Annotated in this window: 21 protein-coding genes; 8 read left to right on the forward strand and 13 right to left on the reverse strand. The window is 64.5% G+C overall.

The window, feature by feature from the left end:
* Window positions 1-36 precede the first annotated feature (36 nt).
* Complete coding sequence (gene phoR / locus JF515_RS10880) at window positions 37-1,353, forward strand: phosphate regulon sensor histidine kinase PhoR (RefSeq protein WP_203104076.1); 1,317 nt, start codon at window positions 37-39, stop codon at window positions 1,351-1,353.
* A 35-nt stretch (window positions 1,354-1,388) separates the two neighbouring features.
* Here phoR and JF515_RS10885 read toward each other — a convergent pair whose 3' ends face one another.
* Both JF515_RS10885 and JF515_RS10890 read right to left on the reverse strand, forming a co-directional pair.
* The gene (locus JF515_RS10885; RefSeq protein WP_203104077.1) at window positions 1,389-1,595 is read right to left on the reverse strand and encodes a SlyX family protein; all 207 of its coding nucleotides are present in this window, start codon (window positions 1,593-1,595) and stop codon (window positions 1,389-1,391) included.
* A 21-nt stretch (window positions 1,596-1,616) separates the two neighbouring features.
* The gene (locus tag JF515_RS10890; RefSeq protein WP_338015203.1) at window positions 1,617-2,213 is read right to left on the reverse strand and encodes a TetR/AcrR family transcriptional regulator; all 597 of its coding nucleotides are present in this window, start codon (window positions 2,211-2,213) and stop codon (window positions 1,617-1,619) included.
* 311 nt (window positions 2,214-2,524) lie between these two features.
* Here JF515_RS10890 and JF515_RS10895 point away from each other — a divergent pair, with 311 nt between their 5' ends.
* A complete protein-coding gene (locus tag JF515_RS10895; RefSeq protein WP_203104079.1) occupies window positions 2,525-3,073 on the forward strand; it encodes a TMEM165/GDT1 family protein in 549 nt (182 codons plus the stop codon).
* 19 nt (window positions 3,074-3,092) lie between these two features.
* Window positions 3,093-3,647 (forward strand): YaeQ family protein, encoded by a 555-nt coding sequence (locus JF515_RS10900; RefSeq protein ID WP_203104081.1) that lies wholly within the window; start codon window positions 3,093-3,095, stop codon window positions 3,645-3,647.
* 14 nt (window positions 3,648-3,661) lie between these two features.
* Here JF515_RS10900 and arsB read toward each other — a convergent pair whose 3' ends face one another.
* The 8 genes from arsB to JF515_RS10940 all read right to left on the reverse strand — a co-directional run bounded on the left by arsB (window position 3,662) and on the right by JF515_RS10940 (window position 11,075).
* Complete coding sequence (gene arsB, locus JF515_RS10905) at window positions 3,662-4,681, reverse strand: ACR3 family arsenite efflux transporter (RefSeq protein ID WP_203104083.1); 1,020 nt, start codon at window positions 4,679-4,681, stop codon at window positions 3,662-3,664.
* Entirely contained in the window at window positions 4,681-5,175 is a 495-nt protein-coding gene (locus JF515_RS10910; protein ID WP_203104085.1) for an arsenate reductase ArsC, read from the reverse strand. Before JF515_RS10910 ends, arsB begins: the two co-directional genes overlap by 1 nt.
* Window positions 5,176-5,204: 29 nt before the next feature.
* Window positions 5,205-5,546: an ArsR/SmtB family transcription factor gene (locus JF515_RS10915; protein ID WP_203104087.1), complete on the reverse strand. Its 342-nt coding sequence runs from the start codon at window positions 5,544-5,546 to the stop codon at window positions 5,205-5,207.
* Between the two features lie 118 nt (window positions 5,547-5,664).
* Window positions 5,665-6,381 (reverse strand): phosphate signaling complex protein PhoU, encoded by a 717-nt coding sequence (phoU, locus tag JF515_RS10920; RefSeq protein ID WP_203104089.1) that lies wholly within the window; start codon window positions 6,379-6,381, stop codon window positions 5,665-5,667.
* A gap of 25 nt (window positions 6,382-6,406) precedes the next feature.
* On the reverse strand, window positions 6,407-7,210 hold the full coding sequence (pstB, locus tag JF515_RS10925) for a phosphate ABC transporter ATP-binding protein PstB (RefSeq protein WP_238401030.1): 804 nt from the start codon (window positions 7,208-7,210) through the stop codon (window positions 6,407-6,409).
* Between the two features lie 26 nt (window positions 7,211-7,236).
* Entirely contained in the window at window positions 7,237-8,598 is a 1,362-nt protein-coding gene (gene pstA / locus JF515_RS10930) for a phosphate ABC transporter permease PstA (protein ID WP_238400964.1), read from the reverse strand.
* On the reverse strand, window positions 8,598-9,974 hold the full coding sequence (gene pstC / locus JF515_RS10935; RefSeq protein ID WP_203104091.1) for a phosphate ABC transporter permease subunit PstC: 1,377 nt from the start codon (window positions 9,972-9,974) through the stop codon (window positions 8,598-8,600). The genes pstA and pstC overlap by 1 nt, the downstream gene beginning before the upstream one ends.
* A gap of 102 nt (window positions 9,975-10,076) precedes the next feature.
* On the reverse strand, window positions 10,077-11,075 hold the full coding sequence (locus JF515_RS10940; protein ID WP_203104092.1) for a substrate-binding domain-containing protein: 999 nt from the start codon (window positions 11,073-11,075) through the stop codon (window positions 10,077-10,079).
* A gap of 362 nt (window positions 11,076-11,437) precedes the next feature.
* Here JF515_RS10940 and JF515_RS10945 point away from each other — a divergent pair, with 362 nt between their 5' ends.
* The 3 genes from JF515_RS10945 (at window position 11,438) to JF515_RS10955 (ending at window position 13,823) form a co-directional block, all read left to right on the forward strand.
* Complete coding sequence (locus tag JF515_RS10945; protein ID WP_238400965.1) at window positions 11,438-12,001, forward strand: TRAP transporter small permease subunit; 564 nt, start codon at window positions 11,438-11,440, stop codon at window positions 11,999-12,001.
* Complete coding sequence (locus JF515_RS10950; protein WP_203104094.1) at window positions 11,992-13,371, forward strand: TRAP transporter large permease; 1,380 nt, start codon at window positions 11,992-11,994, stop codon at window positions 13,369-13,371. Before JF515_RS10945 ends, JF515_RS10950 begins: the two co-directional genes overlap by 10 nt.
* Window positions 13,372-13,433: 62 nt before the next feature.
* Entirely contained in the window at window positions 13,434-13,823 is a 390-nt protein-coding gene (locus JF515_RS10955; RefSeq protein WP_203104096.1) for an acyl-CoA thioesterase, read from the forward strand.
* Between the two features lie 30 nt (window positions 13,824-13,853).
* Here the strand turns inward: JF515_RS10955 and JF515_RS10960 are convergent, their stop codons facing one another.
* Together JF515_RS10960 and uvrD are read right to left on the reverse strand one after the other, a co-directional pair.
* Window positions 13,854-15,011 (reverse strand): TRAP transporter substrate-binding protein, encoded by a 1,158-nt coding sequence (locus tag JF515_RS10960; protein ID WP_203104098.1) that lies wholly within the window; start codon window positions 15,009-15,011, stop codon window positions 13,854-13,856.
* Window positions 15,012-15,074: 63 nt separating this feature from the next.
* The gene (gene uvrD / locus JF515_RS10965) at window positions 15,075-17,234 is read right to left on the reverse strand and encodes a DNA helicase II (protein WP_203104567.1); all 2,160 of its coding nucleotides are present in this window, start codon (window positions 17,232-17,234) and stop codon (window positions 15,075-15,077) included.
* Window positions 17,235-17,390: 156 nt separating this feature from the next.
* Here uvrD and JF515_RS10970 point away from each other — a divergent pair, with 156 nt between their 5' ends.
* Entirely contained in the window at window positions 17,391-20,258 is a 2,868-nt protein-coding gene (locus tag JF515_RS10970) for an EAL domain-containing protein (protein WP_338015204.1), read from the forward strand.
* Between the two features lie 15 nt (window positions 20,259-20,273).
* On the opposite strand, the gene JF515_RS10975 is transcribed toward JF515_RS10970, so the two are convergent.
* On the reverse strand, window positions 20,274-21,260 hold the full coding sequence (locus JF515_RS10975; RefSeq protein WP_203104100.1) for a hypothetical protein: 987 nt from the start codon (window positions 21,258-21,260) through the stop codon (window positions 20,274-20,276).
* Window positions 21,261-21,348: 88 nt separating this feature from the next.
* Here JF515_RS10975 and JF515_RS10980 point away from each other — a divergent pair, with 88 nt between their 5' ends.
* Window positions 21,349-22,191 carry a metal-dependent hydrolase gene (locus JF515_RS10980; RefSeq protein ID WP_203104102.1) on the forward strand — a complete coding sequence of 281 codons (843 nt, stop codon included), beginning with the start codon at window positions 21,349-21,351 and terminating at the stop codon, window positions 22,189-22,191.
* The last annotated feature ends 64 nt before the right edge of the window (window positions 22,192-22,255 follow it).

Raw genomic sequence — 22,255 nt, forward strand, 5'->3', positions numbered from 1 at the left:
TGGTTTAGGGTTCATTGCATGAAGCATCCCTCGGGAATGAGGGCCAGTCTGGCCAAGGAAGTCAACCGCATCCTGATCCTGGTGGCGGCCTCCCTGCTGCTGTGTCTGCTGTGGCGAACCATCTGGCCGTTGATCGCCGGGCTGGGGCTCTACATCATCTGGAGCACCCGCCAGCTGTTCGCCCTGTACACCTGGCTGGTGCGCGAGGAACACACCGATCCGCCGGACGCCGGCGGCCTGTGGGGCGAGTTCTACACCCGCCTGGAGCACCTGTTCCGCCAGGAGCGGCGCGCCCAGGACAACCTGCAGGGCATCATCCAGCGCGCCCAGGAATCGGTGAACGCCCTGGAGGACGTGGTGGTGATGATCGACCAGCACGGCCATCTGGAATACTGGAACCACGCCGCCCAGAAGCACCTGGGCCTGCGGCCGGACAAGGACCTGGGCCAACCGCTCACCAACCTGATCCGCCATCCGCGCTTTACCCATTACCTGGCCAAGGGGCGTTTCAACGAGCCGCTGGAGATTCCGGCGCCGGTGGACGACAACCGCATCCTGCAGTTCCGCATCACCGAGTTCGGCGAGGGCGACCAATTGATCCTGGCCCGGGACATGACCCGGCTCCACCACCTGGAAGAGATGCGCAAGGACTTCGTGGCCAATGTCAGCCACGAGCTGAAAACGCCGCTCACCGTGCTCAAGGGTTACCTGGAGACCCTGCTCGACACCGTGCCCGAGGAGCAGACCCGCCTGCGCCGGGCGCTGTATCACATGGATACCCAGAGCCATCGCATGGAGGCGCTGGTCAACGACCTGCTGCTGTTGTCACGGCTGGAAAACACCAAGGCGGACAACACCGGCCAGACCGTGGCGGTGCACGGCATGCTGCACCGCATGCGCGAAAACGCCCTGGCCCTGGCCCGGGAGAAGGATCACGAGATTACCCTGACGGTGCCCGAGGACGCGCGCCTGGTGGCCAATCCGGCGGAGCTGGAAAGCGCCTTCGGCAACCTGATCACCAACGCGGTCAAATACACGCCGGCCCAGGGGCACATTCACATCGAATGGCGCCAGGACAACCAGGGCGGCCATCTCTCGGTCAGCGACGACGGCCCCGGCATTGATCCGCAGCACATTCCCCGGCTCACCGAACGCTTCTACCGGCCGGACAACAGCCGCGTGACCCAGACCGGAGGCACCGGCCTGGGCCTGGCCATCGTCAAGCACGTGATGCTGCGTCACGACGGCAAACTGGAAATCCAGAGCACCCTGGGCAAGGGCAGCACCTTCACCTGTCACTTCCCGCCGGCCCGGGTGGCGGGGCCGCCCGCTGACACGCCGATTCGCGGCTGAAGCCGCTCCTACAGCCATCCTGGCGGGACGGGGCATCAGTAATGCGGCGGCGGCGCGTCCTGGATACGCAGCGCCGCCAGCTCCTCGCCCTGCTCCACCACCCGGTCGACCAATTTCCGGTAAGCGGCTTCCATCTCGTCCAGCTTGCGCTGCTGGTCACTGACGATGCGATTGAGGCTGGCCACCAGATCCTCCTGGTAGGCCAGCTTGGTTTCGATATCAAGAAAACGGTTTTCGCTCATGGGGTTCCTCCGGGAGCGGGATTATACCGGGCCGGCGGCGCGAATGGCGTCGGTGAGCGCGGCTTCCGCCTCGGCCAGGGGATCGTCGCCAAGATGATCGAGCTGTCCATCCAGCAGCAACTGGCTGAAACCATGCACCATGGCCCAGGCACGCAGGGCGGTCCGTCGTACCGTGGCTTCGTCGGCGTCGCCGGCGCGGGCCACCGCCCGCCGCAGGGTCTCGAAGGCGGCGTTGGAGGTATCGGTCAGCTCGGGATCATCATCGTCACCGCCACGCCGGGCGGCGGCGGCGGCACCGAACATCAGGCGGAACAGGGCCGGGTTGGCATGGGCGAAACGCAGATAACTGAGACCACCAGCCAGCAATTGCCGACCGGGGCTGTCGGCCGCCGCCTCGGCGGCCTCCTGGGCGGCGCGCAGGCGCCGGAATCCCTCCGCGGCGAGGGCCAGCATCAAGGCCTCCTTGTTGGCGAAATGCCGATAGCTGGCGTTGGCGGTGACACCCACCCGGCGCGCCAGCTCGCGCAGGCTGAAGCCGTCGCCGCCCTTTTCCGCCAGCAACGCCAGCCCCTCTTCCACCAGCGCCGGGCGCAGGTTGCCATGGTGGTATGTGGACACGCTTTCGGCTCCTCCATCTCGAGATGTTCACAGCCTACACATGAAGCCGCGCCGGCGCAGCCGGACTTGCCATGCCCGGCGCACCCGGCTATGGTTGGCGCCGTCTTGGGGGAGTAGTCGCCGAGCCACCCCGCTCTGGACGGTCGTCAACATATTTGCGCCTCAATGCGCATGGCGATCGTGTCCCGCCGCACGCATCACCGTGCAGGCGGTATCGACGAGACCTGAGGCATTGTCCGTATTCCGCGGGGGCGGGATCGACGGGCGATGTCTCCGGTTATTGGTCGATCCCGCCCCCCTAAGGAACTCCATTGGACGCCTTTTTTACCTCTACCCTGCTGGTCGCCCTGGGCGAAATCGGTGACAAGACCCAATTGTTGTCGCTGGCCCTGGTGGTGCGCTACCGCAAACCCTGGCCGATTCTCGCCGGCGTGATCGTCGCTACCCTGATCAACCACGGCATCAGCGTCTGGTTCGGTGACTGGCTGGCAGGCGCCATCCCGGAAAACTGGCTGCAGTGGATTCTCGGTTTGAGCTTCATCGCCCTGGGTCTGTGGATGCTGATTCCGGACAAGGACGAAGAGGTCGGCGACAAATACCGCTTCGGCCCCTTCCTGACCAGCCTGGTACTGTTCTTCATCGCCGAAATCGGCGACAAGACCCAGGTGGCCACGGTGGCCCTGGCGGTGCGCTTCCAGGAATTCTGGCCGGTGCTTCTGGGCACCACCACGGGTATGATCGCCGCCAACCTGCCGGTGATCTGGGTGGCGCACCGCTTCGCCAGCGAGCGTTTCGAAACCTGGGCGCACCGAATCAGCGCCGCCCTGTTCATCGTATTCGGTGTCTGGGCGCTGCTTTGAACCAAGAGGGGAGCCATCGATGGCGTTGACCGCCACCATTCACAAAGCCGAGCTGACCGTCTCGGACCTGGATCGCGACTACTACGCCACCCACAATCTGACCGTGGCGCTGCATCCGTCCGAGACCGAGTCGCGCATGATGCTGAGGCTGATGGCCTTCGCCCTCAATGCCCACGAGGACCTGTCGTTTACCCGGGGCCTTTCCAGCACCGAGGAACCGGACCTGTGGCAACACGATCCGGATCAGACCCTGGCACACTGGATTGAGCTGGGGATGCCCGACGAAAAGCGGCTGCGCAAGGCCTGCGGCCTGGCGCGCCGGGTCACCGTTTACGTCTACGGACAACGGAGCCCCCAGGTATGGTGGGAAGGCATGCGCGACAAGGTCCGGCGTTTCGGCAACCTGCGCATCGTCCACGTGGACCCCGCCAGTGAAGCGGCGCTGGCCGGCTACTGCCAGCGCGCCATGCAACTGCAGGCGATGATCCAGGACGGCCAGCTCTGGTTCGGCGACACCGCCGGCTCCACCGAAGTGGGCCTCGCCACCTGGTACGCCGGCGCTGCCTGGTTATAAGTTGAACGTTACAACTACGCCTCGAACCAGTGTCGGGTGCGATTGACGATGGCCACCAGCGACAGCATCACCGGCACCTCCACCAGCACGCCCACCACCGTGGCCAGGGCGGCGCCGGAGGACAGGCCGAACAGGCTGATGGCCACCGCCACCGCCAGCTCAAAGAAGTTGGAGGTGCCGATCAGGCAGGCCGGGCCGGCGATACGGTGGGGCAGGCGCAGCCAGCGGGCGGCGACGAAGGCGATCAGGAAGATGCCATAGGTCTGGATCAGCAGCGGCACGGCGATCAGCACGATGGCCTGGGGCTTGGCGAGAATGGTTTCCGCCTGGAAGCCGAACAGCAGCACCACGGTGGCCAGCAGGCCGAGCACGCTGACCGGCTTGAGCCGGTGCACGAAGGCGTCCACGGCGGCATCGCCACCGCGCCCGCTCAGGGCGCGCCGGGTGATCACGCCGGCCGCCAGCGGCAGCAGCACGTACAGCACGGTGGACAACACCAGGGTATCCCAGGGCACGGTAATGTCGCTGACCCCCAGCAACAGGGCGGCGATGGGGGCGAAGGCGAACACCATGATGATGTCGTTCACCGACACCTGCACCAGGGTGTAGTTGGCGTCGCCCCGGGTCAGTTGGCTCCACACGAACACCATGGCGGTGCAGGGCGCCACGCCCAGCAGGATCATGCCGGCGATGTATTCGCTGGCGGTGGCCGGGTCCACCAGGTCGGCGAACAGCACCTTGAAGAACAGCCAGCCCAGGGCGGCCATGGTGAACGGCTTGATCAGCCAGTTCACCACCAGGGTCAGCAGCAGCCCCTTGGGTTTGTCGCCCACCTGCTTCATGGCGGCGAAGTCGATCTGGATCATCATCGGGTAGATCATCACCCAGATGAACACCGCCACGGCCAGATTCACATGGGCCACCTCGAAGGCCGCCACCGCCTGGAACAGGCCCGGCGTGGCCAGTCCCAGGGCGACACCGACGGCGATCGCCAGGGCCACCCAGACACTCAGAAAACGCTCGAAGAACGGCATCAGTGCTCGCCCGCTTCCCGGTGGATTTTTTGCAGGGAGGCGGTGAGCCCCGGCGGCGTCATGGATTCCAGCTCCAGCGCCACCAGCTTCTCCAACCGGTCGCGCAGCCGCTGGTAGGTGGTTTCGAACGCCCCTTCGATATCGGCCTCGTCACCCTCGGCGGCGGCCGGATCGGGGATGCCCCAGTGCACCTTGGCGGATTCGGCCAGCCACACCGGGCAGGCTTCCCCGGCGGCGGCGTCGCACACCGTGATGACCACGTCGAACCACTCGTCTTCCAGGTCATCCATGGACTTGGAAACCGGTCGGCCCACCGGCACCCCGTGGCGCTCCAGCACCGCCAGGGCCCGGGGATGAACCCGGCCGGAGGGGTAGCTGCCGGCACTGCGCGCGATCAAGCGCCCCTCGCCCAGATGGTTGGCCAGGGCCTCGCCGAGGATCGAGCGGCAGGAGTTGGCGGTGCACAGGAACAGTATTTTCAGCGGCGTTTTCATGTCGGTCTTCCTGTTAGGGCCTGTTAACACTACTTGCATCGCACTTGTTGCGGTTGCAGGCCAAGCTGGTCCCGCGCTTCATTCACAAGGGTTTCGATGGTAGTAAGCGCCCACTCAGGAAGTCCGTCGTTGACCCGGTAATGCATCCAGGTGCCCTGCCGTCGCGCCACCACCAGGCCACACTGGCGCAACTGCGCCAGGTGCCGGGAGATGGTCGATTGCGGCGCATCCAGGGCAGCCACCAGGTCGCACACGCACACCTCCCGGTCCACGCGCATCAGGCAAAGCAGGCTCAGGCGCGACTCGTCGCCGAGGCATTTGCAGAGGCCGGCGACGGAGAGCGGGACGGGGGCAGCTTGAACGGCGTGCATTCTGTTTCCTCATATCTTTATATTCGGATATACGAATATACTAGACGAAAAAAGACCCGGCGCAAGGCCGGGTCCATGAAGTTTTTATGGCAGAAAACAGCGCCATGCTACGGGTCAATCAGGTCTTTTTCACCTCTTTCTCCATCTCATCGACGGAGATATGGCGCACGTCGGTGCCCTTCACCAGGAAGATCACCTGCTCGCCGATATTGCGGGCGTGGTCGCCGATGCGCTCCAGGGCGCGCAGCGACCAGATGATGTTGAGCACCCGGGAAATGGCGCGCGGGTCTTCCATCATGAAGGTGACCAGGGCGCGCATGGCGGAGCGGTATTCCAGATCCACCTCGGAGTCCTCGGCGGCCACTTCCACCGCCTTGTCGGCATCGAAGCGGGCGAAGGCATCCAGGGTGTCGCGCAGCATGTTGCGCACATGGTTGCCGATGTGGCGCACTTCCACGTAGCCTCGCGGGGACTCGCCTTCCTCGGCCAGCTGCAACGCCATGGCGGCGATCTTGGCGGACTCGTCGCCGATACGCTCCAGGTCGGACACCGCCTTGGAGACGGCGATGATCAGGCGCAGATCCGAGGCCGCCGGATGGCGCAGGGCCAGCACCCGGGCGCATTCCTCGTCGATGAGGATTTCCTGCTGGTCGACCCGGTCCTCGGTCTGCAGCACCTTTTCGGCCAGGCCGGAGTCCGCGCGCAGCAACGCTTCCAGAGCGTCCACCACCTGCTTTTCCACCAGGCCGCCCATTTCCATGAGGCGGTTACGAATCGACTCCAGCGCTTCATTGAACTGCGAGGAGCTGTGCTGACCAAAATGCATGCGATCCATGTTTGTTCTCCTGGGAACCGCGGTATTAGCCGAAGCGGCCGGTGATGTAAGCCTCGGTGAGCTCGTGTTCCGGATTCGTGAAGACCGTCTCCGTGTCGTTCACTTCCACCAGCTCACCCAGGTGAAAATAAGCAGTGCGATGGGAAACCCGCGCCGCCTGCTGCATGGAATGGGTGACGATGGCGATGGTGTAGGACTCGGTAAGCTCGTCGATCAGTTCCTCGATCTTGGCGGTGGCGATCGGGTCCAGTGCCGAACAGGGTTCATCCATGAGAATCACCTCCGGACTCACGGCGATGGCGCGGGCGATGCACAGACGTTGCTGCTGGCCGCCGGACAGGCCGGTGCCGGGACGATCGAGACGGTCCTTGACCTCTTCCCACAGCCCGGCCTTGCGCAGGCTGCTCTCGACGATTTCATCGAGATCGTACTTACGCTTGGCAAGACCATGCAGACGCGGGCCGTAGGCAATGTTGTCGTAGATCGACTTGGGGAACGGGTTCGGTTTCTGGAACACCATGCCCACCTTGGCGCGCAGCAACACCACGTCCAGGGACGGATCATAGATATCCTCGCCGTCCAGCGTCACCTTGCCTTCGATGCGGCAATTCTCGATGGTGTCGTTCATGCGGTTGAGGGTGCGCAGGAAGGTGGACTTACCGCAGCCGGAAGGGCCGATAAAAGCGATCACCTCATTTTCCATGATGTCCAGATCGATGCCCTTGATGGCTTCGTTGTCACCATAGAACACCTTCACATCGCGGGCGCTCATCTTGACGCCCTGGGACGCCGCGCGCTGCGATTGCCGGTCGTCATCGCGGCGCACCATTACATCCGGATCAACCATCTTCATTGTCACCACCTTGTCTCGAATTTCTTGCGCAGCCAGATGGCGAGCGCGTTGAGGGTGATCATCAGGAGCACCAGCACGATGATCGCCGCCGAGGTGCGCGCCTCGAAGAAATTGCGCATTTCATTACCCTGCCAGAGATAAATCTGGACCGGCAGGGCCGTGGATTGTTCAAACGGGGTGGCCGGGATATTGGCCACGAAGGCGTTCATGCCGATCAGCAGCAGCGGCGCCGTTTCGCCCAGCGCCTGGGCGATGCCGATGATGGAGCCGGTGAGAATGCCGGGAACCGCCAGCGGCAGCACCTGCTGGAACACCGTTTGCACCCGCGAGGCGCCCAGCGCCAGCGCCGCCTGGCGGATCGAAGGGGGCACCGCCTTGAGCGCCGAGCGGGTGGTGATAATCACCGTGGGCAGGGTCATCAGGCTCAGCACCAGCCCCCCCACCAGCGGCGCCGACAACGGCAGCCTCAGGTAGTTGATGAAGATCGAGGCACCCAGAAGACCGAACACGATGGAAGGCACCGCCGCCAGGTTGTTGATGTTCACCTCGATCAGGTCCACGAACTTGTTCTGAGGCGCGAACTCCTCCAGGTAGATGGCGCTGGCCACGCCCACCGGCACCGCCAGACAGATCACCACCATCATCATGAACAGCGAGCCCATGAAAGCGCCGGCCAGACCGGCGGAGGCCGGTGAGCTGCGCGAATCCGGGTTGGTGAACAGCACGGTGCTGAACGCCACCTTGAGGATGCCCTCATCATGCAGCTGATCGGCGATGCGACGCACTTCCGGGCTCAGTTGCAGGCGCGAGTCCGGCAGGCTGCGGTCGATGTTGCCGCGTACCCAGACATCCACCTCGGCGTCGGCGAGCAGCTTGACGGAATGGGTCTGGCCAATCAGCGACGGGTCTTCCGCGACCATGTCGCGCAGCCGGTATTTCTCGCCGTTGGTGAACAACTTGCGCAGCGAGCGCCGATGTTCTTCCAGCTCCGGCTTGGCGGCGATCAGCGCGTCCTGCATCACCTTGTTCCAGTTGGCCATGGTGAGCCGGGTGCGCCATGACTGCTGACGTTGCTCGAAGTCCCGGGGCGATTCATCCTGCTGCCGCACCGGCGCCGGACCGACATCGAGGATCTCCGGATTGAAGTAGACGTCCAGGGTCATGCTGGACTGCCAGAACGCCGGCAGCCCCCGCGAGAAGATGCTGACGAACAGTACCGCCACGAACGCCAGGCCGATCATCACCGCCGCCAGGCCGAACATCCTGAAGCGTCTTTCCTTGGCGTGACGGCGCCGCAGACTGCTGGCCACCCGGCTCTGTATCTGATCGCGCTTGTCCGCCGCCGAATCCATCGTGCTGCTCATCAGTCGTATTGCTCCCGGTATTTACGGACGATGTACAGGGCCACCACGTTCAGGCCCAGCGTGATCACGAACAGGGTCAGGCCGAGCGCGAACGCCACCAGGGACTGCGGGCTGGCGAAGTCGGTGTCGCCGGTGAGCTGGTTGACGATGGTCACCGTCACCGTGGAGACCGCCTCGAACGGGTTGGCATGCAGAATCGGACTGTTGCCGGCGGCCAGCACCACGATCATGGTTTCACCGATGGCGCGGCTGGCGGCCAACAGGAAGGCGCCGACGATGCCGGGCAAGGCCGCCGGCAGCACCACCTGGCGGATCGTTTCCGACTTGGTGGCGCCCAGGCCCAGGGACCCGTCGCGCAGCGACTGCGGCACCTGGGTAATGATGTCGTCGGACAGCGACGACACGAACGGGATGATCATCACGCCCATCACGAAGCCGGCGGTGAGAGCGCTGGTGGAACGGACCTGGATACCCACCAGGGCACCCAGATCGGAAAAGAACGGGCCCACCACCATCAGCGCGAACACACCGTAGACGATGGTGGGGATGCCGGCCAGCACCTCGATCACCGGTTTGGCGAACGAGCGCAACCAGCCAGGCGCGTATTCAGCCATGAAAATGGCGGTCATCAGGCCCAGCGGCACCGCCACCAGCAGGGCGATGATGCTGACCATCAAGGTACCCCAGAGCAGCGGCAGCAGGCCGAAGTCACCGTAGGCGTTGCCACCGGTGCTGCTGAAGCGGGGGTTCCAGTTGGTTCCGAAGAAAAAGTCCGTGGGCGGCACGAACGAAAAGAAGCGCATCGCCTCGCCGAACATGGAGAAGACGATGCCCACCGTGGTCAGGATCGCCACGCCGGAGCATAGCAGCAGGCCGACGTTGATCACCTTTTCCACATGATTGCGGGCGCGCATGTCGGCATGAATACGACCCCGGGCCAGGAACAGCCCGGCCAGCGCCAGGGACGCCATCACCGCGATCTTGGCCAACTCACCAATGGAGCGCAGCCGCGACAGGGTTTCCGCCGCCGCCACTTCGTAGGCGGCCGGATCACCGGCGACGCCGTAACCACTGGCGATGTCATTGAGCCGCCGCATCAGGCTATCCGCTTGTTGCGCGGTCAGGTCCGCCATCTCCGGCGGCAATTGATTGAGCACCACGGAACGGATTACCGAGGGCTCGAGCAGGGTCCAGAGGATGAATACCAACAGCGCCGGCAGGCCGCACCAAAGCGCCACCAGCCATCCGTAGTAGCCGGGGCGGGAGTTCATGCGCCCGGTGGTGTTGCGAGCGATCGCGCGGCTCCGCGTCAGACCCAGTTGATAGGCCACGCCCATCAGGATCAGGAGCAGAACGATCAGCGTCATGTTATCCATCGTGACTCCAGTAACCCGTGTTCCGATGCTTCAAGCCAGGTAAACAACGGCCCCCGTAAGCGTTTTGCCGACGGGGGCCGAGGATCGGCATGGGCGCCTATGTTACTTGCTTACGACCTTACGGTCTTCGAAGTTGGCGACCGCCTGCTCGCGCTCTTCGTCGTTGAGCGGGATCAGACCGGCTTCCTCGAGCTGGCTACCGAAACCGGATACGTCTTCGCTCAGGAAGAACTGCACGTATTCCTCGATACCCGGAATGCTGCCGATGTGCTCGCCCTTCACGTAGAAGAACAGCGGGCGGGATACCGGGTACTCGCCGGAACCGATGGTTTCCAGGCTCGGGGTCACGCCGTCGATGGTGGCCACTTTCAGGCGGTCACGGTTCTGCTCGTAGAAGCCCAGACCGAATACACCCACCGCGTCGGCCTGTGCTTGCAGACGGGCCAGGGTTTCGGTGTAGTCACCGGAGATCTCGATCACACGACCGTCCTGACGGAACTGCAGGCAGGCGTCCTCATCCTTCGCGGTGCAGCCTTCTTCCACCACTTTCTCCTCGAACACTTCACGGGTGCCGTGGTTGGAAGCCGGGATCACCAGTACGATTTCCTGATCGGGCAGGGATTTATCGATCTGCGACCAGTTGGTGTACGGGTTGGAGACCATCTTGCCGTCCTTCGGCACTTCGGCGGCGATCGCCTTGTACACGTATTCAGGCTTGAGTTTGAAGGTGCCCTTGCTCGCGTTGGAGGCGAACACGATGCCGTCGTAGCCGAAACGAACTTCCAGGATCTGTTTCACGCCGGCCTTGCCACAGCTCTCGATCTCGCTGGATTTGATCGGGCGGGACGCATTGGCGATGTCGATGGTGTTTTCACCGACGCCCTGGCAGAACTGACGCAGGCCACCGCTGGAACCGCCGGAGCCGACCACCGGGGTCTTGAACTGGAAGGCGTTGCCGAACTGCTCGGCCACGATGCTGGCGTAGGGCAGCACGGTGGAAGAACCGGCGATCTGGATGGTGTCACGGGCCATGGCCGGCGCCGCGGCGGCGGTCATGGAAGCGGCGGCGAAGGCCAAACCAAGAGCTTTCTTGAAACGCATTGTTGAATCCTCGTCTGCATCTGCGAATGGAGCGACATCGCCCTCGATGCCGCCCTTGCCCGGGCTCGCTGATCCGGATCCCCCGACGGTGCCCGGGCCAGGGGAGGTCGATTGTGGGCAAGGACCATTGCAACAATGTGACACGGTGGAACTGTGACACGGTTCGCGACGGTCGCCACCCGGTTTTCCAGTCGCGGGGCAGTATGCAACCGGCAAATGACACTAAGATGACAAATCACCCCCCGGAACCGCCGCCGACCGGCCAAAGTGATACGAAAATGACGCGCAGGCCGCGTGTTTGCTGACCTGAAGGCCCATCATCCGTATAATTCGCGCCGGACCCGGGACCCGGCGAGGCAATTTTGACTTCACGACAACAACGCATTCTGATGCGCTGGCAGCAGCGGCTGACCGCCTTTACCTGCGGGGTGGGCCATTTCTGCGCCTGGTTCGCCATGGCCATGGTGTTGCTGATGGTGCTGGTGGTGGTGCTCCGCTACGGCTTTGGCATCGGCAATATCGCCCTCCAGGAGAGCATCACCTACCTGCATGGCGCCCTGTTCATGCTCGGCGCGGCCTATACCCTGGCCCTGGACGAGCATGTGCGGGTGGACGTCTTCTACCAGCACTTCAGCCCCCGCCGCAAAGCCCTGGTCAACCTGTTGGGCACCCTGTTGTTGCTGCTGCCGCTGTGCATCGCCATCTTCGCCCTGAGCTTCCAGTACGTGCTGCGCAGCTGGGCCGGGCTGGAGCGCTCCGACAACGGCGGCCTGCCGCTGGTGTTCGTGCTCAAGAGCCTGTTGCTGGCCCTGCCCGCCCTGCTCACCGTGCAAGCCGTGGCGGAGTTGATTCACAACGGCCTGACCCTGGCCGGCACCCGTGCGCCGGAGCCGGAACTGGAGGATGAGGGGGACGCATGGAGTTGATCCCCCTGCTGATGTTCCTGGCGGTGGGCGTGGTGTTGCTCAGCGGTTACCCGGTGGCGTTCTGCCTGGGTGGCGTGGCGCTGATGTTCGGCATCGGCGGGTTGCTTACCGGCCAGTTCGGTGTCTCCGAGCTGACCTTCCTGCCCGGTCGCCTGTTCGGCATCATCGAAAACACCAGCCTGATGGCGGTGCCCCTGTTCGTGTTCATGGGCGTGATGCTGGAGAAATCCAGGGTCGCGGAGCGCCTGCTGGCCAGCATGGGCCGCCTGCTGGCGGTATTCCCGGGCGGCCTGGGTCTGGCCATCGTGCTGGTGGGCACGCTGCTGGCCGCCAGCACCGGTATCGTCGGCGCCACCGTGGTCACCATGGGGCTGCTGTCGCTGCCCACCATGCTGCGCCATGGCTACAGCCCACGGCTGGCCACCGGCCTGATCTGCGCCACCGGCACCCTGGGCCAGATCATCCCACCGTCCATCGCCCTGGTGCTGCTCGGCGATGTGCTGTCCACCGCCTACCAGGAGGCCCAGCTACGCCAGGGCAACTGGTCCCTGGACACGGTGTCCGTGGGCGACCTGTTCGTGGGCGCGCTGATTCCCGGCCTGATCCTGGTGGGTCTGTACCTGCTTTATGTGCTGGCGATCAGCACCCTGCGCCCGGAAATGGCCCCCGCCATGAAACGCGAGGATGCCCGCGTCGACGGCGTGCCCGAGAGCGCCTCCCTGCTCAGCGGCCTGGTCGCGCCGCTACTGCTGATCGTGGCGGTGCTGGGCTCGATCCTCGCGGGCTACGCCACGCCCACCGAGGCCGCCGGCGTGGGCGCTTTCGGCTCGCTGCTGCTGGCCGCCCTCAACCGCCAGCTGGACAGGCATATCCTGCGCGAGACGGTGCGCGGCACCACCCGCGTCACCGCCATGGTGTTCATGATCCTGATCGGCGCCAGCCTGTTTTCCCTGGTGTTCCGCGCCTTTGGCGGCGACGAAACCGTGGCTCACCTGTTCGACGCCCTGCCCGGCGGCACCGTGGGCGCCATCCTGGTGGTGATGCTGATCGTGTTCCTGCTCGGCTTCATCCTCGATTTCATGGAGATCACCTTCGTGGTGGTGCCCATCGTCGGCCCGGTGCTGCTGGCCATGGGCGTGGACCCGGTGTGGCTGGGGGTGATGATCGCCCTGAACCTGCAGACCTCGTTCCTGACTCCGCCGTTCGGCTTCGCGCTGTTCTACCTGCGCGGGGTGACACCGCCGGAAGTGCCGACCGCGCACATCTATAAAGGCGTGATACCCTTTATCCTTATCCAACTGCTCATGCTCGGCATCCTGGCCCTTTTCCCTCAACTGGCCACCTGGCTGCCGGGCGTGCTGTATGGTTAGGACAATTATGATTCAGACAATCCCGACATCAACGCATACGACACGCATCGGATTCCAATAACATGACCAACGACGACACTCCTCGGCCGCAGGGCACCCTGGCCCTGCAAACCATCGCCATGCCGGAGAACGCCAACTGGAACGGCGACATCTTCGGCGGCTGGCTGGTTTCGCAGATGGACCTGGCCGGCGCGGTGACCGCCCGCGCCCGCGCCAAAGGCCGGGTGGCCACCGTGGCCATCGATTCCATGGCGTTCCTGCGCCCGGTGCCCGTGGGCGCCGTGGTGAGCTGCTACACGCGCATGCAGGACATCGGCCGCAGCTCCATGCAGATTCTGGTGGAGGTGTGGATCGTGGAGGACAGCGGTGAGCTGGCCAAGGTCACCGAGGGGCATTTCACCTTCGTGGCCATCGACCAGAACGGCCGCACCCGCTCGGTGCCCAGGGACTGAAAAATCGGCGCCCGAAGGGCGCCTGTCGGCTCAGGGCGTTTTCTGGCCCAGCACCATGGAACGGACGTTGAGCGCCGACTGCTCGGCCACCGCCACATAGGGCACCACCGACTCCCGGAAGCTCTTGTAGGATTCGTAGATGCGGCGCGCCTGATCGTTGCCGGCCACCAGATCCTGGATCACCTGTTCGCTGGTTTCATGCAGCTTCATCAGCACCTCGTCCGGGAAACGGCGCAGCTGGGTGCCATGCTCGTCCACCAACTGCCGCAACGCCTCCGCGTTGTGGGCGGTGAACTCGTCATAGATGTGCTGGTTTTCCGCCTCGGCGGCGCTCTTCACGATCGCCTTGAGGTCATCCGGCAGGGCCTCCCACTTGTCCTTGTTGATCATCATTTCCAGCATGGCGCCCGGCTCGGCCCAGCCCGGGTAGTAATAGTAATCGGCCACCTTGTGCAGGCCGAACGCCAGGTCGTTGTAGGGGCCGACCCAGTCGGCGGCGTCCAGGGCACCGGTCTGCATGGAGGTGAACACCTCGCCGCCGGGCATCTGAACCGGAGTGGCGCCGATGCGCTGCATGATCTCGCCGGCCAGCCCGGGGGCCCGGATCTTCAGACCCTTGATGTCCTCCAGGCTGTTTACTTCCTTGCGGAACCAGCCGCCCATCTGGGTACCGCTGTTGCCGCAGGGCAGCGGCTTGATGCCGAACTCGCCGTACAGCTCGTCCCACAGTTCCTGGCCACCGCCGAAGTTCATCCAGCTGTTGATTTCCTGGGCGGTGAGGCCAAACGGAACGGCGGTGAAGAACGGCGTGGCCGGGTGCTTGCCCTTCCAGTAATAGGAAGCGGAATGGCCCATTTCGGCGCTGCCGTCACGAACCGCGTCGAACACGCCCATGGCCGGTACCAGCTCGCCGGCACCATAGACCTTTACCTTCAGGCGGCCGCCGGACATGGCGGTGACCCGCTCGGCGAAGCGGTTGGCGCCGGTGCCCAGGCCCGGGTAGTTCTTCGGCCAGGCGGTGACCAGCTTCCACTCCATGGTCTTGGCGGCGCCGCTCCCGGCGCCGTCGGTGGCGGCACCGGCCTGGGCGGCGTCCTTGGTGGTGTTGTTGTCATCCTGGCCACAGCCGGCCAGCGCGGCGGCGCCAAGCCCCAGACCCAGGGCGGAAACGAATTTACGACGATCCATTGGTATCTCCCGATCGTATTGTTGTTGTGCGACTGGTTGTTATGCCACTGATCGCGGGTGGTGTCAGATCACTTCCAGGCGCGCGTACTGGCTGACCAGCCACTTGGTGCCGGCGCCATCGAAGTTGATTTGCAGGCGGGCGTTGGGGCCCTGGCCCTCGAAATGCAGTACCGTGCCCTCGCCGAATTTCGGATGCAGCACCCGCGCCCCCAGCACAATACCATTGGCGTCCTCCTGGCGCAGCGTCCCACCGCCACCACCCATGGGCCGGCTGACGCCAGCACGGGCACGCACTTCCTCCACCAGTTCGCCGGGGATCTCGCGCAGGAAGCGACTCGGCGGGTTGAAGGTCTCATTGCCGTAAAGCCGGCGGCTCTCGGCATGGGTGAGATAAAGCTCGCGCATGGCGCGGGTCAGGCCCACGTAGCACAGCCGCCGCTCCTCGGCGAGCCGGGCCGGGTCCTCGGCGGACATCTGGTGCGGGAACAGCCCCTCCTCCACGCCGGAGATGAACACCACCGGAAATTCCAGACCCTTGGCGGAATGCAGGGTCATCATCTGCACCGCGTCCTCGTGGGCATCGGCCTGGCCTTCGCCGGACTCCAGGGCGGCGTGGTCCAGGAAGGCGGCCAGGGGATCGTCGTCGCCTTCCTCATCGCCGAACTGGCGGGTGGCGGAGACCAGTTCGCGCAGGTTCTCCTGGCGCTGCTGGCCCTTTTCGCCTTTCTCCTGGCCGTGGAATTCGAGCAAGCCGCTGGCGGCGATCACGTGTTCGGCGGTTTCCGCCAGATCCAGCCCGGCGGTCTCCTCGGCGAGACGGTCAACCAGTTGCAGGAACGCCAGCAGGGCGTTGCCGGCGCGGGCGCTGAGCAGGCGCTCGTTGATCATCGCCGCCGCCGCGTCCCACAGTGGCAGCGAGCGCTCCCGGGCAATCTGACGCAACGCCTCCAGGGTCTTGGCGCCAATGCCCCGGGTGGGCGTGTTGACCACCCGCTCGAAGGCGGAATCGGCGCGCCGGTTGCTCAGCAGCCGCAGGTACGACAGGGCGTTCTTGATCTCGGCGCGCTCGAAGAAACGCTGGCCACCGTAGATGCGATAGGGAATGCCGGCCTGCAGGAAGGCCTCCTCCAGCACCCGGGACTGGGCGTTGGAGCGGTACAGTACCGCCATTTCCCGGCGAGCCATGCCCTCCTGGGCCAGGCTTTCCACCTTGGCGGCGATAAAGCGGGCCTCGTCCACCTCGTTGAAACCGGCGTATACGCGGATCGGTTCACCGTGCCCGCCGTCGGTCCAGAGCTCCTTGCCGAGGCGGTCGCTGTTATGGCTGATCACCGCGTTGGCGGCCTGCAGGATGGTGCCCGTGGAGCGGTAGTTCTGCTCCAGACGAATGGTGCGGGTGTCCGGGAAGTCGCGGCTGAATTTGTGAATGTTCTCGATCTTGGCGCCGCGCCAGCCGTAGATCGACTGATCGTCGTCGCCAACGATGGTGACCGAGTTGCCGGCACCGGCCAGCAGCCGCAGCCAGGCATACTGGATAGCATTGGTGTCCTGGAATTCGTCCACCAGAAGGTGGCGGAAGCGGCGCTGGTAATGGCCTCGCAGGTCATCGTTGTCGCGGAACAGCTCCAGCACCCGCAGCAGCATCTCGTTGAAATCCACCAACCCGCCCCGGGCACAGGCATCCTCATAGGCCTGGTAGATGCTCTGCATGGTCTTAAGAAAAAGGTCGCCCTCGCCGATATCCATATGAGCGGCGCGCAAACCCTCGTCTTTCTGGCCGTTGATGAACCAGGTGGCCTGACGATGGGGCCAGCGCTGCTCGTCGAGGCCCAGCTCGCGAATCACCCGGCGGACCAGGCGCTGCTGGTCCTCGGCATCGAGGATCTCGAAGTTCTGGGGCAGCCCGGCTTCCTGCCAGTGCGCCCGCAACAGGCGATGGGCAATGCCGTGGAAGGTGCCCACCCACATGCCGCCGGCGGGCATGTCCAGAAGCTGTTCGATACGGCCACGCATTTCAGCGGCGGCCTTGTTGGTGAAAGTCACCGCCAGCACGCCGAACGGCGACGCCTGGCCAGTGGCGATTTGCCAGGCAATGCGGTGCACAAGGACCCGCGTTTTGCCTGAGCCGGCGCCGGCCAGCACCAGCAGGTGCGGGTCCTCGGCGGTCACGGCGTCACGCTGGGCGGGGTTGAGGCCTTCGATCAGGGGGGTCACGTCATCCATGGCGCCGAAGTTTATCAGAACCGCCGCCCGGACGCGGCAGATGTGAACGGTAACTCGCAATCCGGTTTCCCTCAGCGATGGGGCTGGGTAAACTGCCAAACAAAAAGCCGGCGCGCCCCGCGAGCGGCGCCCGAGGCCACGAGCCTGGAAGAATCTGTGTCGACGTCATCCGAGCCACATACCAGCAAGCAGCAGAAGGCGGTGATCCGCGCCCAGTGCCAGCACCTGACCACCGGTGTGAAGAGCATGAACGTGCTGGAATCCCTCGCCGTCGTGGCCGTGCTATGGGCGTACTGGAGTACCCCGGTGCCGCGCTTCTCGCTGGTGGCCTGGACGGTGGCGGTGCTGAGCCTGGTGGCGGTACGGCTGGGCTGGTTGCTGGTCTCCCGGGCCGGCTACGGTAATGGTCCCGGGGATCTGTGGCGGGTGTCGCTGTCGATTCTGACCAGCGCGGTGTGCATGGGCGCCGCCGGATTCCTGTTCAACCCCACCGACACCATTCTGTCGGAATCCATGCTCTACGCGCAGTTGACCATGAGCAGCCTGGGCACCGGCCTGAGCATCCTGGCGCTGGCCGCCTATAGCAGCCACCTGCCCACCGTGCTGCTCTATCAGACCTGCTTGCTGGGGCCGGCCTGCGTGCAACTGGTGCTCACCCACGATAATGAGCCGGCCCTGGCCGCCATGTTGCTGGCGACCCTGGGGTTTCTGTTCATCACCGCGCGCCGTATCAACCAGACCACCCACCAGGCCCTGGATCTGCAGACCAGCAATACCGCCCTGATCGACTACCTGGATCGCGCCCGGGCCAACGCCGAGGCCCTCAACGAGAAGCTCGCCGAGGAGATCATGGAGCGCAAGGAGGCGCGCCGCCGCCTGCAGGAGGCCAACGACCGCCTGGAATCCATGGTCAGCGACCGTACCCACGCCCTGGAGCAGGCCAACAAGGAACTCAGCGCCACCGGCGAGCGCCTGCAGCTGGCCCTGGACGCCAGCAATATCGGCCTGTGGGACTGGGATCTGCAGACCGGCACCAACTATCACACCAATTTCGACCGCATTCTTGGCTACGAGAGCGAATACTTCCGCAACTTCTTCGGCGATCTCCAGCAGTTGGTGCACCCGGACGATTTCCCCAATATCCGCCGCGCCATGGTGGCCCACTTCAAGGGCGAGACCGACCGCTACCACGCCCTCTACCGGCTGCGCCACGCCAAGGGCCCCTGGTGCTGGATCGAGGACGAAGGCCGGGTGGTGGAGTGGAGCGACAACGGCCGCGCATTACGCATGATCGGCACCCGCCGGGACATCACCGCCACCCGCGAGGCCCAGGAACAACAGCGGCTCGCGGCCACCGTGTTCGAGAACGCCCCGGAGGGCATTTTCATTCTCGATCGCCATTTCCGTTTCCTGGCCGTGAATGCCCGCTTCGAGCAAATCACCGGCTTCCGCGAGTCGGAGGTACTGGGCCTGACCATGACCGACAACCCGCACATGGAACGCAACCGGGATGTCTACCGCAGCATCACGCTGGCCCTGCGCCGCACCGGTTTCTGGGAAGGCGAGATCAGCGAGCGGCGCCGCAATGGCGAGCCGTTCCCGGAGTGGCTGCAGATCAGCAGCGTGCTGGATGAGAAGCAGCGGGTGATTCGCTACGTGGGCATGCTTTCGGATCTGACCTCGCGTAAGGAAACCGAGGAGCGGGTGCAGTTCCTCTCCAATTACGACCGTCTTACCGGCCTGCCCAACCGCACCCTGTTCCGCGAACGCCTGCAGCGCGCCCTGACCCTGGCGCGGCTCAACCGCGAAAAAGCCGCCCTGCTGATGATCGACCTGGACCGCTTCAAACCGATCAACGAAAGCCTGGGCCATGAAATCGGCGACCGGTTGCTCAAGCAAGCCGCCGAGCGCATCTGCTCCTGCGGCGTCAACGATGAAAACCTGGCCCGGGTGGGCGGCGACGAATTCACCCTGGTGCTGGAGGACTGCGGCGGCGAGTCCCAGATTGGCGTGCTCTGCCAGAAGTTGATCAACATGATGAAGAAGCCGTTCCTGATCGACGGCCACGAGCTGCTACTGGGCGCCAGCATCGGCATCAGCGTGTTCCCGAGCACCGCCCAGGAAGCCCAGGCGATGATCAACCAGGCGGAAATGGCGGTGCACCAGGCCAAGCGCGGCGGCGGCAATAACTTCCAGTTCTACCGCATGGGCATGCAGATGGCCTCGGTGGAACAGCTGGCCCTGGAAACCAGCCTGCGCAAGGCGATCTTCAAGAACGAATTCGTGGTGCATTACCAGCCGAAAATGGACCTGGCCAGCGACACCATTTCCTCGGTGGAGGCCCTGGTGCGTTGGCAGCACCCGACCATGGGCCTGCTGCCGCCCTCGGAATTCATCCCCCTGGCGGAGGAATCCGGGTTGATTTCCGCCATCGGCGAGCTGGTGCTGGAACGCTCCTGCCGCCAGGCAAGACAGTGGCACCGGCGTGGCCTGGGCGATATCCGCGTGTCGGTGAACCTGTCCGCTCACCAGTTCCGCAAGGGCAACCTGGCGGACGTGGTGGACCGCATTCTGCACCTCACCGAGCTGCCCGCCCACCTGCTGGAGCTGGAACTCACCGAAAGCCTGATCATGGAAGACATGGAGCAGAACATCGCGCTGCTGGAGCGATTACGCGAACGGGGCGTGGGGCTGTCCCTGGATGATTTCGGCACCGGCTATTCGTCGCTGAACTACCTGAAACGCTTCCCCGTGGACACCCTCAAGATCGACCGCACCTTCATCACCGACCTGGACCACAGCTCCGAGGACGCGGCCATCACCCGGGCCATCATCGACATGGCGCACAGCCTCAGCATGAGCGTGGTGGCGGAGGGGGTGGAAACCGAACAGCACCTGAACATCCTGCGCGACATGGGCTGCGACAGCATCCAGGGTTACCTGATCAGCCGCCCGGTGGCGGAGGATCAGCTACTCACCCTGCTCAAGCACCAGCATCACCAGGCCAGTGACGGGCCGGCCTGAGGCGGCCGAAGGCCGCTAGGCGCCCAGGATCGCCAGAGTCTCCGGCTTGGCGAAGAACGGCGCCAGATGCCGGCGCAGCCAGTTCTCCAGCATGCCCCGCTCGCGCAGTACCCGCACCGCCGGCGGCCCGAAACGCAGCGCGTCATCGAGCAGTTGCTCCCGGGTCAGGCCCACCTCGTCAATCAGCTCGCGCAAGGTGTGCTCGCCGTACTTGTCGAAGAACGCGGTGACGCCGGTGTCCAGCAGGGTGGCGAAATAATCGCTGTGGCGGAAATCCCGCCAGAAGTCGTAACCGATCACGAACAATTCCTGGATGTCCTCGCTGTCGAGCAGGTCACGCAGGTCGCGCAGCGGTCGTTCGGCGAAGTCCTGCCAGGCCACCAGCACCAGATCGCGCAACCCGTCCAGGTTGTCGTCGCTGTACAGCCACGGGTCCGCCAGCAGCGCCGCCATCCGCTCCTGCAGCCAATCCTGCAGCCGCAACTCCAGGCTCGCCCGCCAACGCTCCGGCACGCGCCGACCGAGTAGCCCCCGCACCGACTCCGGCACACCCTGGTGGAACCAGGTTTTCAGGCCCAGCTGGGTGCCACCGGCCAGCACCGCCAGCAACACCGGGTTGCTGCTCAGCCAGCCGATGCCGCGCCGGGACAGGGGAATTTCCAGGGCCTTGTCCACCAGTGCCGTCACCGTGGCCTCATCCACCACCTCGCCGATGCGGCGCTCGCCCTGAATACCCTGATCGTAGAATCGCTCCACCATCTCCCCCACCAGCTCCGGGATACCACCGCCCAACTCGGTGCCAACCGCGTACTTGCGGGCGGTATCCAGAATCTGGTCGGCGCTCACCACCTCGTTGAGGGTCAGAGCCCCGGCCTGCTCAAGCAGAAAATCCAGTTCCGCCTCCAGCCAGCCATCGAGCCGGTCCGGGTCCAGGGTCTCCTGGAAATGGGCCACCATGGCATCAAGTAAACGATCCGCCTTACTTTGTTTATTCGCCGTCACGACATTCCTTCCTTTACGTAAAGCCAAGCGTCTATCGCGGCCAGAATGTATCATTGATCAATGTAACAATAACGAGAGGTACGGAACCATGGCGATCAACATTCTCCCCACGCGCCGCAACCTGCGCTTCAAGTTGGACGCCAGCAAGGCACTGTCCTGGCATCGGGACGGGCGCAACGTGAGTCAGTTCCTGAACACCCTGAGCCTGTTCTTCCCGGTGGGCGAACGCTTTTTCATCGACAGCGTGCGCCACTATCGTAACCTCGTCCAGGACCCGGACCTGAAAGCGGCGGTGACCGCGTTCATCGGTCAGGAGGCCATGCACGGCCGCGAGCACGAGGAATACAACCAATACGTCAACGATGCCGGCGTGCCGGTCGCCGCCCAGGAAAAACTGGTGGCCGCCCTGCTGGCGAGCATCCAGAAATCCACGCCCAAGGCGTTCCAGCTTTCCGGTACCGTGGCCCTGGAGCACCTCACCGCCATTCTCGCCGATGGCCTGCTGAGTCTGCCGGACATTCTCGAGGGCGCCGACGAGGGCTACAAGGCCCTGTGGAACTGGCACGCTCTGGAGGAAACCGAACACAAGGCGGTGGCATTCGATGTTTACCAGCTCGCGGTGGGCACCGATGACCAGGCTTCCGCCTATGCACTGCGCTGCTTCGCCCTGGTGCTTTCCACCAGCGTGTTCTTCGCCCTGTTCCTGCCGTTCTACCTGCACAACGTACGGGTCAGTGGCGGCCTGTTCGACCGCCAGGGCTGGCGCGCGGTCTGGCGCCACAGCCTGGGCCGTCGGGGCATCTTCCGCTACACCGCCAAGGCCTGGCTGGACTGGTTCAAACCGGGATTCCACCCCTGGGACCACGACAACCGCCAGTTCCTGGAGCAGTTCGACGAACTGGTGGCCCACGCCTTGAAGGACGCGGCCTGACCGCGACGGTTCACTTTCCCCCGGTGATCGTCCCCCCCGGCGATCCCGTTTTCCAAGCCGGCTC

This window comes from Alloalcanivorax marinus (assembly GCF_016785095.1).
Taxonomy (GTDB): Bacteria; Pseudomonadota; Gammaproteobacteria; order Pseudomonadales; family Alcanivoracaceae; genus Alloalcanivorax; species Alloalcanivorax marinus_A.

Bases quoted from the DNA above. Each gene is read 5' to 3' on its own strand.
- pstA (WP_238400964.1), bottom strand. From the start codon at position 8,598: ATGAGCAGCACGATGGATTCGGCGGCGGACAAGCGCGATCAGATACAG.
- JF515_RS10950 (WP_203104094.1), top strand. From the start codon at position 11,992: ATGGAGTTGATCCCCCTGCTGATGTTCCTGGCGGTGGGCGTGGTGTTG.
- JF515_RS10910 (WP_203104085.1), bottom strand. From the start codon at position 5,175: ATGAAAACGCCGCTGAAAATACTGTTCCTGTGCACCGCCAACTCCTGC.
- phoR (WP_203104076.1), top strand. From the start codon at position 37: ATGAGGGCCAGTCTGGCCAAGGAAGTCAACCGCATCCTGATCCTGGTG.
- uvrD (WP_203104567.1), bottom strand. From the start codon at position 17,234: ATGGATGACGTGACCCCCCTGATCGAAGGCCTCAACCCCGCCCAGCGT.
- JF515_RS10885 (WP_203104077.1), bottom strand. From the start codon at position 1,595: ATGAGCGAAAACCGTTTTCTTGATATCGAAACCAAGCTGGCCTACCAG.
- JF515_RS10900 (WP_203104081.1), top strand. From the start codon at position 3,093: ATGGCGTTGACCGCCACCATTCACAAAGCCGAGCTGACCGTCTCGGAC.
- pstC (WP_203104091.1), bottom strand. From the start codon at position 9,974: ATGGATAACATGACGCTGATCGTTCTGCTCCTGATCCTGATGGGCGTG.
- pstB (WP_238401030.1), bottom strand. From the start codon at position 7,210: ATGGTGCGCCGCGATGACGACCGGCAATCGCAGCGCGCGGCGTCCCAG.
- JF515_RS10940 (WP_203104092.1), bottom strand. From the start codon at position 11,075: ATGCGTTTCAAGAAAGCTCTTGGTTTGGCCTTCGCCGCCGCTTCCATG.
- JF515_RS10915 (WP_203104087.1), bottom strand. From the start codon at position 5,546: ATGCACGCCGTTCAAGCTGCCCCCGTCCCGCTCTCCGTCGCCGGCCTC.
- arsB (WP_203104083.1), bottom strand. From the start codon at position 4,681: ATGCCGTTCTTCGAGCGTTTTCTGAGTGTCTGGGTGGCCCTGGCGATC.
- JF515_RS10960 (WP_203104098.1), bottom strand. From the start codon at position 15,011: ATGGATCGTCGTAAATTCGTTTCCGCCCTGGGTCTGGGGCTTGGCGCC.
- JF515_RS10980 (WP_203104102.1), top strand. From the start codon at position 21,349: ATGGCGATCAACATTCTCCCCACGCGCCGCAACCTGCGCTTCAAGTTG.
- phoU (WP_203104089.1), bottom strand. From the start codon at position 6,381: ATGGATCGCATGCATTTTGGTCAGCACAGCTCCTCGCAGTTCAATGAA.
- JF515_RS10955 (WP_203104096.1), top strand. From the start codon at position 13,434: ATGACCAACGACGACACTCCTCGGCCGCAGGGCACCCTGGCCCTGCAA.